This is a genomic window from Humisphaera borealis, from assembly GCF_015169395.1.
GTDB classification, from domain to species: Bacteria; Planctomycetota; Phycisphaerae; order Tepidisphaerales; family Tepidisphaeraceae; genus Humisphaera; species Humisphaera borealis.
Window position 1 is genome coordinate 1,184,551 of the sequence record NZ_CP063458.1, and the last position, 15,522, is coordinate 1,200,072.

Below are 15,522 nucleotides of genomic sequence, written 5' to 3' on the forward strand. Positions count from 1 at the left end.
GTATCAGGCGTCGGCTCGCGGAAGCCGCTTCGGCAGATTTTCACTTCATTTCATCGCACTTCATCCGGCACGCGTATGGTTAGAGAACCGTTGCTAGTGTTAAGCCTGGTCTGGTCGAGCCTGGTAGTCGCGTCTACCTCGGCAGCGGCGACGCCGAACGGCTTTGCCGAAAAAATACAACCATTTATCGAGGCGCACTGTGTCGGATGCCATGGGCCCGATTCACAGAAGGCGGGACTTCGCCTCGACACGCTTTCGCCGGATCTCAACGACCAAGGCGCGTCCACGCAATGGACACATGTGTACGACAAGCTGCTGTCCGGGGAAATGCCACCGAAGAATCGCCCGCGTCCGTCGCAGCAGGATGCACAGGGTGTGGTCGAATTCCTCCGTGGGCAACTGCACACTGCTTCGTTGCAACAGCAGCAGATGAACGGGCGGGTCGTCGTCCGGCGGCTGAATGGAACCGAGTATCAGAATACCCTCCAGGACCTGCTGGGAACCCGAGTGCCGCTCAAGGAGATGCTGCCGGAAGACAACTCGGCTTTCGGTTTCGATAATGTCAGCAAAGTGCTGGACCTTTCTTCCACCCACCTGCTTCGGTACCAGGAGGCCGCCGGGGCGGCGATCACCTCTGTGGTTCCGATCCATCCGCCGATCCCGTTCAGCGATCGACGCACCGGTCTGGAGATGTCAAAGAAGGGACCAAACTTCCAGCAGACGCTCGGGCGGTCCTGCAAGCTGCAGGGTGAGGCCTTGATCGTCTACAGCAAACTGCCCCGGTACGGTTTGTGTAGTACGGGCTTCGCGCCGACGGCTGGGCGGTACCGCGTGAAGATGTCGGTCTGCGCGGTGGGCGGAGAAGGGAAGCCCATCCCGGTAGGTCTGATGACGGTCGAACAGAGCGGACGCGAGTCCCCGGTTCTCAAGGATGTTCGCGAGATACCACATTGCAAACCACAGGTCATCGAACTGGAGTTCGACCTGCAGCGTCGCCAGGCGTTCGTTGTGAACCTTCTGACGACGTGGGATAGTCGCGAGTTCAAGAAGCCGATCGACGAATACACGGGCCCGGGGCTGCTGGTCGAGTGGATGTCCATGGAGGGGCCGATCGATGCGTTCCCGCCGCCCAGCTACAACACCTTGTTTGCGGGCGTTCCGCTGAAGGCGCGGTCGGTTGTAAAAGCCGAAGCTGAGCGAGCCCGTGTTCCGACGATCGCGCCTGATCGGTCGGCCCAGTCCTGGCATTCCGATCCGCTTGAGCCCGCGTCTTCCGATCCTCGCAAAGACGCCGATCGGCTGATTCGCGACTTTCTTCCTCGGGCCTTCCGGCGGCCAGTAAATAAGGAGGTAGCGGACTTTTATGTGGGGCGTGTGCTCAGGAAACTCGACGAGAAGTACAGCTTCTATGACGCGATGCAGTACGGGTACAAGCTGGCCCTCTGCTCCCCGGATTCCCTGTTCCTGATCGATTCGCCTGCGAATACGCCCGATGCCAGCGGCCGATTGACATCGACCCTGCTGGATGACTATTCGCTTGCACAGCGGCTGTCGTACTTTCTGTGCTCGACCTCGCCCGATTCCGAACTGCTTGCTGCCGCGACCAGGAATGAGCTAAGTCGACCCGCCGTACTTCACGCGCAGGTCGAACGGCTGTTGAACTCGCCGGGCGCCGCTCGCTTCACAAAGAACTTCGCCGGGCAATGGCTCGACCTGCGGAAGATCGACGCGACGATTCCCGATCCGAAGCTGTTCCCCGATTTCGACGCTCTGCTGCTTTGGTCCATGCCGCTGGAGACGGAGAAGTTCTTCGAAGAGGTGCTGCGGAAAGACCTTAGCTTGCTGGAGTTTGTGGAGTCGGACTGGTCGATGATCAATCAGCGTCTTGCTGAGGTCTACGGCATTCCGGGCGTCAGTGGGGCTGCATTTCAGAAGGTGAAGCTTCCACCGGGATCGCACCGCGGCGGCGTGATGACGCAGGCCAGCGTGCTGAAAGTAACCGCCGACGGAACCCGCACCAGTCCTGTGCTGCGCGGTCGATGGGTATTGGAGCGGATTGTCGGCAAGCCCCCGGCGCCGCCTCCGCCCGATGTGCCGGCGATCGAGCCCGACATTCGTGGTGCAACGACGATTCGGCAGCAGCTTGATAAGCATCGCAACACACCTGCGTGCGCTTCCTGTCACATTCACATCGATCCCCCCGGCTTCGCGCTGGAAACGTTTGATCCGATCGGCAACTGGCGGGATTTTTACCGTGTGACAGTCAAGAGCAATCGAGGGAATGTTCAGCTCAAGAACCTCAACGGCCGGCCGGTGTATCGTGGGCTGGACGTCGAGACCGGGGGAGTAACACCGGACGGAAAGGTGTTCGGCGGGATTGACGACTACAAGAAGATTCTATTGAACGACAAGGATCAGCTCGCCAGGAACCTGGCACAAAAGCTTTTGGTGTACTCCACCGGAGCCGAGATTCAGTTCGCCGACCGCGAGGTCGTCGAGAAGATCGTCGCCAGCGTACGAGCGAGAAACTACGGGTTCCGAAGCCTGATTCACGAGGTCGTGCAAAGCCGGGTATTCCTGAACAAGTAGCGATTTGTCTGTCCCACAGAAGAGGTTGACCTATGCCAGCTCCCCGACTTGACCGACGGACATTCCTGCGTTCTGCCGGCGTCGCAATCGCACTTCCGTTCATGGACGCCATGATTCCAGCCGGCGCCTCGGAGGCGAGGAAGGCGATGACCCAGCCTCCCCGTATGGTTTTGGTCGGCCAGCCATTGGGGATGTACGCGCCAAACTTCTTCCCCGAGCAAGCGGGGCGCAAGTACGAGCCCAGCCGCTACCTCAAGGCGCTCCAGCCGCTGCGCGACCAGTTCACGGTCTTCTCTGGCATGTCGCACCGGTATGCCGCCGGCCACTTCGCGGAGGTCGGCCTACTGACCGGGGTGGCACCAGAGTTCATTCGCGAACGGGATATCAAGAACGGAATCTCACTGGACCAGGAAGTGGCGTCGCACGTCGGTAATCAGACGAGATTCTCATCTCTCGTACTTGGAGGGGGCGATGTGGCCTGGAATCGGCGCGGGGTACGTATTCCGGCTGAGCAGCGGGCGACACAGGTCTTCAAGAAGCTGTTCATTGCCGGAACGCCAGAGGAAATGTCGCGAGAAGTTCAACGTGTTCGCGATGGACGGAGCATCCTGGACGACGTGGGCGGACAGATCAAATCCCTCAATGGCAAGGTAAGTTCCAACGACCGGCAGCGGCTGGACTTGTTCCTGTCCTCGGTCCGCGAAGCCGAGCAGCACCTCCAGCAGGATGAACATTGGAGTACCACCCCCAAGCCAAAGCTAGAGTACAAGACCCCTACTAGCGACTTCGGAGGACCAGAACTGCTGCAGCGGAGCAGGCAATGGTACGACATCGTCCATTTGGCGCTCCAGACGGATTCGACGCGCGTCGTGTCACTGTTCCTGGGCACGCAGGAAAGGCCTGAGATTGACGGGGTCAACATCGGTCACCACGATGCATCCCATCACGGGCAGGACCCGGCAAAACTGGAGCAATTGGCGCTGATCGAAGAGGCAGAGGTCAAGGTCTTTGGTGAGTTCCTGACGAAGCTGAAGGCCAGCACCGAAGGCGACCATACGCTTCTCGAACGCACCGCGGTGTTCTACGCGAGCAACCTGGGCAACTCTTCGTCGCACGACAACCACAACTTACCGGTGCTACTTGCGGGCGGCGCGTTCAAACATCAGGGGCATGTCGCGTTCGACCGAGAGAACAACATGCTTCTTTCGAACCTCTTTGTTCGAATGCTCCACCACATGAACATCGAAGCAAAATCGTTTGGGGCAAGCACCGGCGTGATTGGCGAGGTCTGACGCCCGAAAAATCGGGTTCCAGTCGAATCCCAGTCGTGAAGTCCAGCATGAATCTCGAAGATGAGCACTGCGCGTTCATCTCGTTTCGCGGAAGGATTCGAGGCGCCCTCGAATTCATCGAAAAACACGCAAATTCCCGGGGAAAATGGCGTAAAACCCGGCGCACCCGATGCAGAACTTGCCCGCCTGATCGACGGATGGAATGATTTGCCCACTGAAGTGCGTCGAATGCTCTCAAAAATTGTTCAACCGTAGTCTGTCGTAGTGCATGCACTTTCGTGCACCGACGCGCACCAAGGCGCACGTTCGCGCACGCATGCGCGGCCATCGCCGACTACCCGCCAACGGCCGTCTTGCCGTACTTCACGATCAACTGAAACTCCTCTGCCGATGTGTTCTTCTGAATGGACGTCGCCCAGTTCGACGACGCACGGCGATAGCGATCGCCCAGGAGATGCATCGCCGCGAATAAGACGCTCTCGCTCCGCTGCTTTGCATCAGTTGCGACGGCGACCTCCACGTCGCGATGAAGCTGATGCAACTTTTGAGCGTCGGCCGCTGTGTAAGCCTGCGGTGCCGACTGCACCATCGCCAGGAGCTGCTTGTAGCGGTTGTAATCCGTGCGAAGCGGCGCGAGGTTGGCGCTGTTGGACATTAGGGCGGGGAATCCGGCGCGGACGATGCGGGCTTCCTGCGAAGGCTCGGTAATCGTCAGCCTCGGGCCACCCGGTACGGCCGCATCGAAGGCCACCGTGACGCCGTTGTGGTAGTACGACGACGACAAGGGGCTGATCTGCGTGACCACCGCATCGCGTGGTCGCGAACCGTCCAGCGGCAACTCGTCAGGCGCGGCAATCGGCAGCAAGCGGGCCTGACCGCGTAGCACGTTGACCGAGATATCGGTGATCTGCGCCTTGCCGCCGACGGCAAAGACGCCAACGGCGGCGCGATCTGGCAGTGCGTAGCCGGCAGGCACCGTCAGATCCGTCGCCTTGCCTTCCCAGCGGCCGATCTCGACACCGTCGTACGCGATCAGGATCGCCGCCAGGCCTTCGCGGACGACGACGCGCGCGTAGAGCGTATGGCGATCGGTGTCGCGGGCGAGATCCGGCATCGCTGAGTTGAGCGGAAGCGCCGACGTTTTGACTTCGCTTAGCGTGCAGGCGGTCCCGCTTCGCGAGATCGTCACCACTCCTGCACCTACGGGCAGCACCAAGCCTATACCGCTGGCACCTTCGGCCATGAACTGCATGGTGATTTCGTAGGCTTCGCCGGGAGAGACGGGGAGCGTGAGCAGTGCGGGTGTTGCCGTTGCCAAGGCCGCCACCGCCGGCGACGTAACTGTCATCCCCCCACCAGTCGGCGCCCAAGTGCCGCTGATGCGATTCCGCGCCACGTCAACAGTGGTCAGCAGTGCAGCTCCGTAACGATCCAACTCAAAGGCCTGAGGCCGGGGACCACGCGACAGTTCTTCGGCGACCTGTTGGGACGCGAGCAGCACGCGCAGTCGCTCGGAGTCGAGTTCGAGGTGCATCGCCAGGAACCGCGCGTACCACGCCGCGGAGACCCGCAGCAGAGCGACCCGGTATGGCGTAGGCCCCTTCGCCGGTGGCGTGGAGGGTCGGTCGGCCGCCTGGCGGAAGTAGTCCCCCATCCACGCCGCTTGGACGGACGTGGTTTTCGACGCCGGCTGACGCAGGACACCGGACAGATAGGTGAGCACTTTGTCGTCACCCATGGGCAACGCGCGCACTTCGGCACCGCGCGGAAGGACACCGCCGAGCAGTTCGGCCGCTTCGGCGAGCGTGGTCGGCTTGGCTTCCGCCGTTCCCTTGGCGAAGGCCTCGACCAGGTCGGTCGCCCGCTTATCGACCCGTTGGCGATCGGTGATGGCCCGCGTAAGTTCCTTGACCTCTTCAATCGCCTCGGCATCAAGCACGCGCGCCATCTCCGCTGCACGGCGTACCAGATTCTGCGATTCGACGTAGTTGTTCAGCCGAACCTGTCGCTCTGCCGCGTGTTGGAGCATGCGTCGATAGACATCGGTAATGATCAGGCGATCTGCGGCCGGGGCCGCCCGCCAGATCTTCTCCTGGAGCGCAACGGCACGGTCGTCCCAGGTGTCGCCTTCGGTGGGGAAGAGCTTGCGAAGTGACATCACTGCGTGCATGGCATCACCAGTGCCTGCGGGGTCCTTCATCGCATACGAGTAAGCCTTCTCCAGCATCAGGCGTTGAAGGCCCGGAGATTCGACCGCGACTCTGGCTGATTCGATCAGCTTCTTTGCCAGTTCAAGGTCGTCCTTTGGCGAAGGCGTTCCATCAACCCGTGTGATCTGCGCTCCCCAGATGGACGCGAACATGTGTCCCGGCGAAGGCTCGGGAGGCTTCGGATTGACTGGGACCGAGGGCTTTGTGGCAGGGTTAGGAGTGACTGCCGGTAGCGTGGCTGGCGGTGTAGGTACCGCAGGAACGGCTGGCTTCTCCTGGGTGGTGGGTTTCGTCGCAGGTACGGCCGGGTCTACCAACGCCGGCGAGGGCCTCGTCCCTGGCACCCCGACCCCGGGCCGCTTTACATCCGGTAGCCGAAGATCGGGGTCGTCAAAGAGGCTGCTCTGTGCGACCAAAGAGGTCGGCATTAGGAGCAGGCATAGGCAAAGAAGAAGGAAACGGTTGGTCATTGCTCGAAGGTCTCCGCACTGCACCCAACGCGAGTTGGCCGGTCGCCGCCATTTTCGACCGTTGAGTGCCCCACCTGTACAAGATCATAAACGCTGGCTGCAGGAACCAAAAAGGATTCCGGTCGCCATGACGCACCGGGGCTTACCTGTGTAGTCCAGCATGATGGCGGTGTTGTCTTGGGGGGGAGCGATCATGGAAAGACCAGTCCAAACGAAAGTCGCACCGCTCGGGGTTCCGGGCGGTGCGACTTTGATCGCACAGGAAGATTGATGGCGGAAGATGGAGGATCAGTCGTCGTTGAGAATGATGCCCACGCCCTGTCCGTCAAGGATAGTGGCCGCAACGGGATTCGAGAGATTCACGAAGAGGGTTTCGTTCACACCCTTGATGGTATCGCCGTTAATCGTGACCGTCACTGTCTTGCTCGTCTGACCGGGCGAGAAGACGAGTGTGCCACTCTTGGCCACGTAGTCGTTGAAGGAGATTTTGGCCGTACCGTCGGCAGTTGCGTATTTGACGCTTACGGTGACAGCGGAAACCTTGTCGAGGGTGACGGGGAACGACATCAGCTTGGTGCCCGAGTTACCTTCGATCACGGACGGGGCGTCATAAATCCGAATCTTCGGAAGCGCAGACACCGGATCGAGGATCGTGCCGCGACCGAGGCTTCGTGAGATCGTCGTTCCACTGCTGTTGCTGTAGAGCGACACGTAGAAGAACTCGCTCGATTCGAACGGGGGCTCGGCGTTGTCGATGATGGAAACCGTCACCGTCTTGGAAAGCTGTCCGGGCGAAAAGGTCAATGTGCCTGACTTGATCACGTAGTCAATGCCGGAAGCGGCCGTTCCGTTGGCCGTCGAGTACAGGACCTTCAGCGTCTGATTCGATACCTTGTTCAGAGTGACAGTAAACGTGAGAGTTGCCCCCGCCGCTTCCGTGACAGTGCCAGCATCGGAGATACTGAAAGACCGTTCGTTTGGATCAACGGGAGACGACGTACCGGCAGCGACCGCCGGCACCTGAACCGAAGAACTGCTCGACGTAACGGTGGTGGAGCCCGAGGACGACGAGGGATTAAAGGGATCGAAGCTCGCGGCGTTTGCAGAGCCCGTTGCGAAGAGGGCAATGGCAAGGGAATACAGAGCCAACCGTAATCCTACGCACGTTTTTTCAGATCGATGATTCATTCTCAAACGCCTTTCAATATCGACCGCCACCCATGAGGCTCCCCTCCCAGAGGATGCCTTCAGAGGTAAAGTTAGCATCCCAACGGAGCACGTCAATCATATCTTGCAGAAATACCGCGCAATCGGGTGCTTCCGCAAAAAAACGCAATATTCCCGAGTCGCCTGCACTCAAGTCTATTGAACTTCGCCCACGACCGCTTTGAGGCGCTCGGCCAGCTTCTCAGCCTCAGCCCAGCCGGGACGTTGTCGTAAGCAGGACTCGATCTCACGAAGCGCCTCTGCGTTTCGCCCGGCCGCTGCCAAACATTTTGCCAAGTTGAACCGCCACTCGACCTGGGTGAATGCCAATGCCAGCGCCCGCCGGTACTCAATGATCGCAGCCGCCGAATCGCCGCGCTCTTGAAGCATATCGGCGAGTGCTGCCAAGTCGTTTGCTGTGGGGCCGGGCGACGCACACCGAATTTTGTACAGTGCGAACGCCCGGTCCCGCGCCTGGCGGGCCAATTCGGGCCGGGCGGGCGGTTCGTCGGATTCCGGAACGGGTGCCTTGTCGAACCTCGCGGCCAGGAACATCAACTGTTCTGGATCGTCATTGACTAACGCGAGGGCCAGGTCCGGCCGTTCGGCGACTTCCAGGTATTGATTGATTGCTTCCTGAAGGAGACGGCCTTCGATTTTCACCGCCCGCTGGAAGTTGGCTAGCGACGACTCCCACTGGCCCTCCCTGACCTCAAGACGTCCGGAGGCAAAGCAGACGGCGGCGTCGGTGGGCGCCAGCTTGTAGCCCAGCCGGACATGATCCGGACCTGCCGGGTCGCCGAGCACAAAAGCTTCGATCTGTCCGGCCAGCGAGACCGGGGCGCCGAATGTTGGACAGAGCTTCCGAACCTGATGCAGTTCGTCCACGATCCGTCGTGCGTAAGCCATGTACGGTTCGCTGTAAGCCTCATGAAGCCGCGTGACGGCTCTCCACCGATGTGCATTCAAGCCGTAGCGGTAGGTTACGTCGCCCGGTTGCAGATCGGACGCGGCCGCAGCTTCGGCAATGAGGGTGGCAAAGTCTGCTTCAGTTCCGCTGTTCCAAGCATCTGCGGCTAGAACTTGTTCCAGCTCGGTCACCTTGGCCCAATGCGCATCGGCTCGACGGGCGGCTTCGGCGGCAGGAAGTGTCATCCCCATCGCTACGGCCAGCGCGAGCATCGCAGCCATACCAGTGGAGATCCTTAAGCGGCGAACGCCACCACTAGGCGCAACCCTCGCGGGCGTGGCCGTTCGAGCCGGCGACGCTTGTCTTCGCATTCGCGACAGGCTCACCAGCAATCCGCAAAGGACTGCCGACAATCCTCCGATCGCCGGGAAATGCTGGCCGAAGTCCGTAAAGCTGTGAACGGCAGCGGCGATCAGACCAAATCCCAACCCGTACGCCGACGCCGCAAGCGGAAATGTCGATCGGATATTGGCAATGAAGTGCCGTCCGATCATCGCCATGAACGCGACGACGATGACCAACCCGACGACGCCGGTTTCAACGAGGATCTGTGCGTACTCGTTCTCCGCGTGAGTCGCGACCAGGCCGAGCGTCGCCGAGTCGACCATCGGGAACACGAACTGAAAGGTGCCGAACCCGGTTCCGAGCGCCGGATACTGTTGGAACAGGTTGATCGAATCCCGCAGAATGCGTTCGCGTTCGCCGTAAGGTGTGCCGCCTGAGTCGACGGTGAAGCGGTGATACATGGCGTCGTAGCCGAAGTAGATCGCCGCGCCAAAAGCCGCAAGAAGTAGGCCCGCCAGGAGGGGGCCTCGACGCCCGGCATTACCGAGTAAACTGAGAAGGACCACCGTGCTGACTAGTGCCACTAGAAGTGCCACCGCCCCGCCGCGCGACAACGACAACGCAACAGCAACAACTTCCGCAACGATCGCAGTCCCGATGAGCCAGGTCACCCAGGATTCAAAGTTGCGGTTTTTCCCGAAGTGCTTTGTTGGCCAACGCTCCGCCTGCGACTCCCTGAACATGATGAGCAGCAGGCCAATCGAAGCGCCAATCGAGAGATTGGTGAATTGTGCAAAGTGACCGCGATTGACGAATGGCCCGCTCCTGGCAACGGCGCCGCCGGGCATGGGGAGTGACCAATAGATATCGGTTGTGCCGCTCAGAGTCTGCGCGAGCGCCAGCGCGGTAACCGCCCCGCCGATGACAGCAATGGCGGCAAGCAGCCGCTTCAACTGTTCGGGACGCTGGACCAGATTGATTGTCACAACGAACAGCGTGATCGGAACAAGAAGCAACCGAAGAGCACGCGCCGTTCCATGAGCATAGAACGTTAACGCGGTCGATCCGGTATCGCCGAGGTAGGCGGGCTCGAGCAGCGTAGATTTCGCGTCGACAGTGCTGGCGGACAGCGAAGCTAGCACGCCGTTGGGCAGCGGTATCAGGTGACAGGCAGCGAGAAGCAGGAACAGTGCAATGGGGAGGTAGGTCCAGGACCAGGCAAAAGATCGCAAGGGATTGACAAGCAGTCGGAGCGCGATGATGGTTGCCAGCACGGCAGTCAGGCTGTGAACGACGAGTTCACTCCATGGCCTGACGACCCCGAGCGCAAAAGGCATGAATGCCAGAAGCCCGATCAGGAGGGTTTCAGAGCAAGCGTCCCACCAATTCACCCCCAAGTCAGGATCCTTTGGAACTAAACCCGATTCATGAGCGACGGCTGGCTGAAGCACGGTACGCGTGGTCTTCATAAGGATGGCCGCCGGTGTTTACGGGCCGCAATGGCGTAACGCGTTCAGGCCAGATCAGTGATACGCCAGGCCAATGCATGGGCAGATCAATCCGTCGCCGGGCGAACCTTGGCGCGCACCTCGGCTTTATCTTTGGATGCCCTCATTGCGAGCTTTGCGGCCTTTCTGTTGCCGTACGAGTAGCTGCCGTAGGCGTAGTAGCCGTTCTTGCCCATATGGCGTGGAACGGCGTTGACAACCACCCCAAGCAGACGCGACCCGACCGACGTCAGGCTCTCTGAAGCTCTGATGGCGTCGCGCCACTTCGTCTTGTGCATCCGGACAACGATCACAGTGATGTCGCAAGACGCCGCCAGGATTTGCGCATCCGTCACTGGTAGTACGGGGGGCGAGTCGATGATGATGCAGTCGAATCGCTGCTTCGCCTTGGCGATAATCTGCGCAAAAGTACGGCCGCTCAGGATCTCCGCAGGGTTGGGAGGAATCGGCCCACAAGGCAATAGGAATAGGCCTGGGGTGGATGTGGCTTTGACTGCTTTGGAGATAGGGGCTTGTCCAGCAATGACGCTGATGATTCCCAGACCATCCTCGATGCCAAACACTCGATGCTGCATTGGCTGTCGAAAGTCGCAGTCGATCAGCAGCACTTGCTTTCCCGCCTGAGCCATAGCGATAGCAAGGTTGCTCGCGGAAGTCGTCTTGCCTTCGCCGGGCACAGAAGAGGTGACAAGGATAGTCTTGGCCTTCACATCTGACGCGCCAAAGCTGATCGCAGTGCGGATGGAGCGATAGGATTCCGCCTCATCGGACATGGGGTCTAGTTCCACCTTCTGCCCGCGCACACCAATCGTTTCCCTCGCCGACATCTGCGGCAAGACACCTAGGACGCTCATTCTCAGTTTGGCGGGAACTTCGTCCAGAACCCCTATTCGCTTATCAAGCATCGCACGCAGGTAGGCGATGCCGCAGCCGAGCATCAAGCCAGCGATGATGGCCTGGAACATGATCGTTCCACGCTTGGGCTTGACGGGGATCATCGAGGCGCGAGCGGGTTCCAATACGGTGACGGTCAACGGCTGAACATTCTCCGTGATCTTCACTTCCTTCATGCGCGTGTCGAGCAGATCGCAAAGCTTCTCGATCCGCTTGGCCTCAGCTTCCATGAGCATGAACTCGGCACCCTCCGTGTTCTGCGACATCACCTGATTTCGCAGAGCGTCTGAAGACTTTACAAGTTCAGCCTCGCGCATCTGCACGAACGCCATGCGCTGCTCAGCATTTGTGCGCTGTGCCGAGAACGATTCGTTGGACTGTGCGGAGATGCGTTGGCGAATCGCCTCGAGCTGTGATTCTGCGGCCTTCACACGGGGATGGTCAGCAAGAAGCGTCTGCCGAAAGATCGACAACTCAAGTTCGAGCCGTTGTGCCTCTGCTCGCAAGGGGGTGTTGTCGGCGGTCGTCTGCTGCTGCTGCTGCTGCCATTGCGCCATGCGCATGGGGTCTTTCGCCATCGCCTGCACTGCGTCGTAGGCGGCTTTGGCGTCGAGGTACTCCATTCGAACGACGGTGAGCGCATCGGACAGTTTCTGCAGTTGCCCCAAGAGCACCTCCGACTTGCCGCTGGAATCCAGCATCAATCCAGGGTGCGCCTGCCGGAAGGCGAGCATCTTTCGAGATTTCTCCTGGAGCTCCACGTCCCGCTCGCGTTTCTCCCGGGTCAGGATCTTGAGAACCTCGGCGTTGTTCGACCGCTGACGATTGGTGTGATAGGCCTTGAATGAGCCTACGACCGCATTCACCACGCTGGCCGCCTCCTGTGGTTCTGTCGATTCAAAGCTGACGTAGATCAGGTCGTCCTTCACCCCCGCTTCGGCGGTCAGGCCGGCCTTGAGTCGTCCGATTGGGTTGTCCGTCCCCGCGAACGTCTTCATCTGTTGGATCTCTGGCAACTCGGCGACCGGTCCAAGGATTTGTGATGATTTCAATAAGGCGCATTGCGTCGGCAAGTAGTTGGCCGACTGGGATCGGACGCCGTCGACATTCTCAATGATCTTGACGCCTTCTGATTCGATGAGTATCTGGGAACCGCTGGAGTAGATCGCGATCTGCTGAGACAAGTAGGCGAAGCCCCCGCCGGCTCCCAATGCGATCATCACCAGGATGATCCAGCGGCCGTTCCAAAGGATCTGCGGAATCTTTATCTGTGGGCCAGCGGTACCCGCAACCTGGTTTGCGGATTCCTCCCCCCCGGAACGAACGATAGAGTTCGACATAAAACGTTCCATTACGCTGGCCTAGCACCGACGCCCCGCGACTCAACTACCTGATAGTAACCTATCGGGCTTTGCCGATGGCCGCGTTTTAAGCGACCGCGGCCAAGGGCGACAAACCTTTCCTGGCAACAAAATGAAAAAGCGTGTCGTGCTCCCCTTTGGCCTTACCGACCGTCTCGGTAACGCTTTCAATGCTAGCGGCAAGCGTCTTAAAGGGGCCTGGATGCCGGCTGGCCTTCGGGAGTATACCACATTCGGATGTCAGTCCGAGCCAATTCGCCTGAGACCTAATAGACGCTACGAGCCCCGTTGCGACCTTCGAAAAGCTGGGAACGCATCGAAACTTGGCAACAGTTATTGGCCCAATGGGCTCTATGGACCGAGGTTCGTTCGACCGACCGAATAGGCGTCATTCGGTGCGCCGGTTCGTGCCATCAGTTAACCCAGATTTCCACAGGGGGTCGTAAAGTTTCGAAACCTTCTCTGGCAGGCACTGGGGATTAAACTTCGCTTCAACCGATTTTCGAGCATTCTCCCCGATGCGCTCTCTAAGCGGAGAGTCCCCGGCAAGGCGAATGATTGCCGAGGCGAGAGATCCTACATCACCTGGACGAGTGCCGACGGCATCGTGCCCATCGGTGAATAGCTCGGCGGCACCGCCAGCCTGCGAAACAATGGTGGCACGACCGCACGCCATGGACTCAACAATTGTGAGTCCGAACGGTTCGGGCAGTGTGCTGGCATGAACGACAATGTCAGCAGAGCGATAGACGTCATTCGTACGGTTTTGGTACGCCACAAAGCCTACGCTCGCATGTACCCCAAGCTGTGTCGCGAGCGACTGCAGCTCGTCGCGAGAAAACTGAGATCCGGCGGTCTTGTAGATCGGTCCCCCTACGATGTAGAACCAGATCGGGAAGGATTGACTCTGCTGAAGCACTTTTGCGGCAGCCTTCAGGAAGACGTCCTGTCCTTTCCAACGGGCGTAAGTCGCCACGAGAACAACGCGTATGGTGCCAGGTATTGCAGGCGGGAAGCCAGCCTGTTGATCGAGCCAGTTCCCATCGACCGGGCCGGGCGAGAATCGATTCAGATCGACAACGTTATGGATAACGCGGATGGGAAGCTGTGGTGCCACCGCGCGGGCATCACTTGCCACGGCTTCCGAGACGGCTACAGCTGCCCGCACGCCCCATGCCATGATTCCCAGTGCCTTGGCTACCAGGGGGCGTTGTCCAATAAAGTCATGAATGTGCCAGAAAATCGGCGGGCCGTCAGATCCGCTCCGTCCCCTCCCGGTTGATGCCAACCACAACGCAAGATGGCTCTTTATGCCGTTCGAGTGGATGATGTCAGGAGCCATCTTGGCGAGAATCGCGCGGAACTGAAAAGCATACTTCCATGCTGCTGGAAGTGCGATGAGGACTCGACTGAGCAAACCGGCTAATGCAGAAAGTCGGCCCCCTCGCGCAGTGCTATCGCCAAGCTCAGCGATCGCGTCAGGGATTGGGAGTACTTCAACTCGAACTCCCCCGGCCCTAGCACGATCGGCGAGCGGCCCCAAGGCTGGTACGATCAGAACGATCTCGGCTTGGGGAAAAGCTTCGGTAACCGCTTTCATCCATGAAATCAGGCTTTGCTCGCCGCCGCCAAACTCAGCCACGGGGTTCAAGAACACGAATCTCACCGGCGGGTCCTGTCGCTCAAGTGTGTTGGAACTGTTGGCCGGCAAAATACCTCAATGACCAAATGTCGCTTGCCTTCAATCAAGTCGTCGCAAATCTTCTTCAACCATCTCCGCCACGATGTCGGAAAATTCGACGGTCCTTTCCCAGCCGAGAACGGATTTTGCCTTGCTCGGATCACCCTGAAGAACATCCACCTCGGCAGGCCTGAAGAACCTCGGATCGGTCTTGACATAGTCGCGATAGTCGAGCCCGACACACCGAAAGGCGACGTCACAGAAGTCTCGCACGGACCTCGTTTCGCCCGACGCGATCACAAAGTCGTCCGGCGTCGGCTGCTGAAGCATAAGCCACATGGCGCGGACATAATCCTTCGCGTGACCCCAATCCCGGCGGGCATCGAGGTTCCCCAGCCGGACCTCCGTCGCCAGCCCTCGCTTGATTTTCGCCGCATGACTCGTGATCTTACGAGTGACGAACTCAAACCCGCGCCGAGGCGATTCGTGGTTGTACAGAATCCCGCTTGCAGCAAAAATTCCATATGCCTCGCGGTAGTTGCGCGTCAGGTCGAAGCCGGCACACTTGCTGATGCCGTAGGCAGATCGCGGATAGAAGGGGGTTGTTTCCGTCTGCGGAACTTCTCTCACCTTCCCGAACATCTCGCTGGACGCGGCAAAGTAAAAGCGGCAATGCGGAGCCCCCTCCTTGACCGCCGACAGTGCATAGTGCGTCCCGTTCAGATTGCCCTGTAGCGTCGAAAACTCATCCTCAAATGAGTAGCTCACGAAGCTTTGAGCCGCCAAGTGATAGAACTCATCCGGTTGAACGCGCTGAACAATCTTGAACAGACTCGGATAGCTCTCGAGTGACCCGGAATGCAGTTGCAGCCTATCTGCTATGTGCCGGAGGCGACCCATTCGATGTTCAGGGTCCTCGAAGGCCGCCCGTCGCACGATGGCGTGGACCTCGTACCCCTTCGAAAGGAGAAGTTCTGCCAGATAGGAGCCATCCTGCCCGGTGATTCCTGTGATCAGCGCGCGTTTCATAATTATTGGTTCTTGTGCCAGTCTGTC

Annotated in this window: 9 protein-coding genes; 3 read left to right on the forward strand and 6 right to left on the reverse strand. The window is 59.5% G+C overall.

From position 1 onward, the window contains the following. Positions 1-75: 75 nt before the first annotated feature. The 3 genes from IPV69_RS04440 (at position 76) to IPV69_RS04450 (ending at position 4,136) form a co-directional block, all read left to right on the forward strand. Positions 76-2,589: a DUF1592 domain-containing protein gene (locus IPV69_RS04440; RefSeq protein WP_241179964.1), complete on the forward strand. Its 2,514-nt coding sequence runs from the start codon at positions 76-78 to the stop codon at positions 2,587-2,589. 146 nt (positions 2,590-2,735) lie between these two features. After that, on the forward strand, positions 2,736-3,881 hold the full coding sequence (locus IPV69_RS04445) for a DUF1552 domain-containing protein (RefSeq protein WP_206293711.1): 1,146 nt from the start codon (positions 2,736-2,738) through the stop codon (positions 3,879-3,881). A gap of 60 nt (positions 3,882-3,941) precedes the next feature. Continuing rightward, positions 3,942-4,136, forward strand: coding sequence for a hypothetical protein (locus tag IPV69_RS04450; protein ID WP_206293712.1), 195 nt, complete (start codon positions 3,942-3,944; stop codon positions 4,134-4,136). Between the two features lie 79 nt (positions 4,137-4,215). Here the strand turns inward: IPV69_RS04450 and IPV69_RS04455 are convergent, their stop codons facing one another. The 6 genes from IPV69_RS04455 to IPV69_RS04480 all read right to left on the reverse strand — a co-directional run bounded on the left by IPV69_RS04455 (position 4,216) and on the right by IPV69_RS04480 (position 15,495). Continuing rightward, a complete protein-coding gene (locus tag IPV69_RS04455) occupies positions 4,216-6,243 on the reverse strand; it encodes a hypothetical protein (protein ID WP_206293713.1) in 2,028 nt (675 codons plus the stop codon). A 606-nt stretch (positions 6,244-6,849) separates the two neighbouring features. Then, positions 6,850-7,710 carry a Calx-beta domain-containing protein gene (locus IPV69_RS04460; protein ID WP_206293714.1) on the reverse strand — a complete coding sequence of 287 codons (861 nt, stop codon included), beginning with the start codon at positions 7,708-7,710 and terminating at the stop codon, positions 6,850-6,852. Between the two features lie 213 nt (positions 7,711-7,923). Then, entirely contained in the window at positions 7,924-10,491 is a 2,568-nt protein-coding gene (locus IPV69_RS04465; protein ID WP_206293715.1) for an O-antigen ligase family protein, read from the reverse strand. A gap of 86 nt (positions 10,492-10,577) precedes the next feature. Continuing rightward, the gene (locus IPV69_RS04470; RefSeq protein ID WP_206293716.1) at positions 10,578-12,776 is read right to left on the reverse strand and encodes a GumC family protein; all 2,199 of its coding nucleotides are present in this window, start codon (positions 12,774-12,776) and stop codon (positions 10,578-10,580) included. A 397-nt stretch (positions 12,777-13,173) separates the two neighbouring features. Next, on the reverse strand, positions 13,174-14,427 hold the full coding sequence (locus IPV69_RS04475; RefSeq protein WP_206293717.1) for a glycosyltransferase family 4 protein: 1,254 nt from the start codon (positions 14,425-14,427) through the stop codon (positions 13,174-13,176). Positions 14,428-14,526: 99 nt separating this feature from the next. Continuing rightward, the gene (locus tag IPV69_RS04480; protein WP_206293718.1) at positions 14,527-15,495 is read right to left on the reverse strand and encodes a GDP-mannose 4,6-dehydratase; all 969 of its coding nucleotides are present in this window, start codon (positions 15,493-15,495) and stop codon (positions 14,527-14,529) included. Between the last annotated feature and the right edge of the window lie 27 nt (positions 15,496-15,522).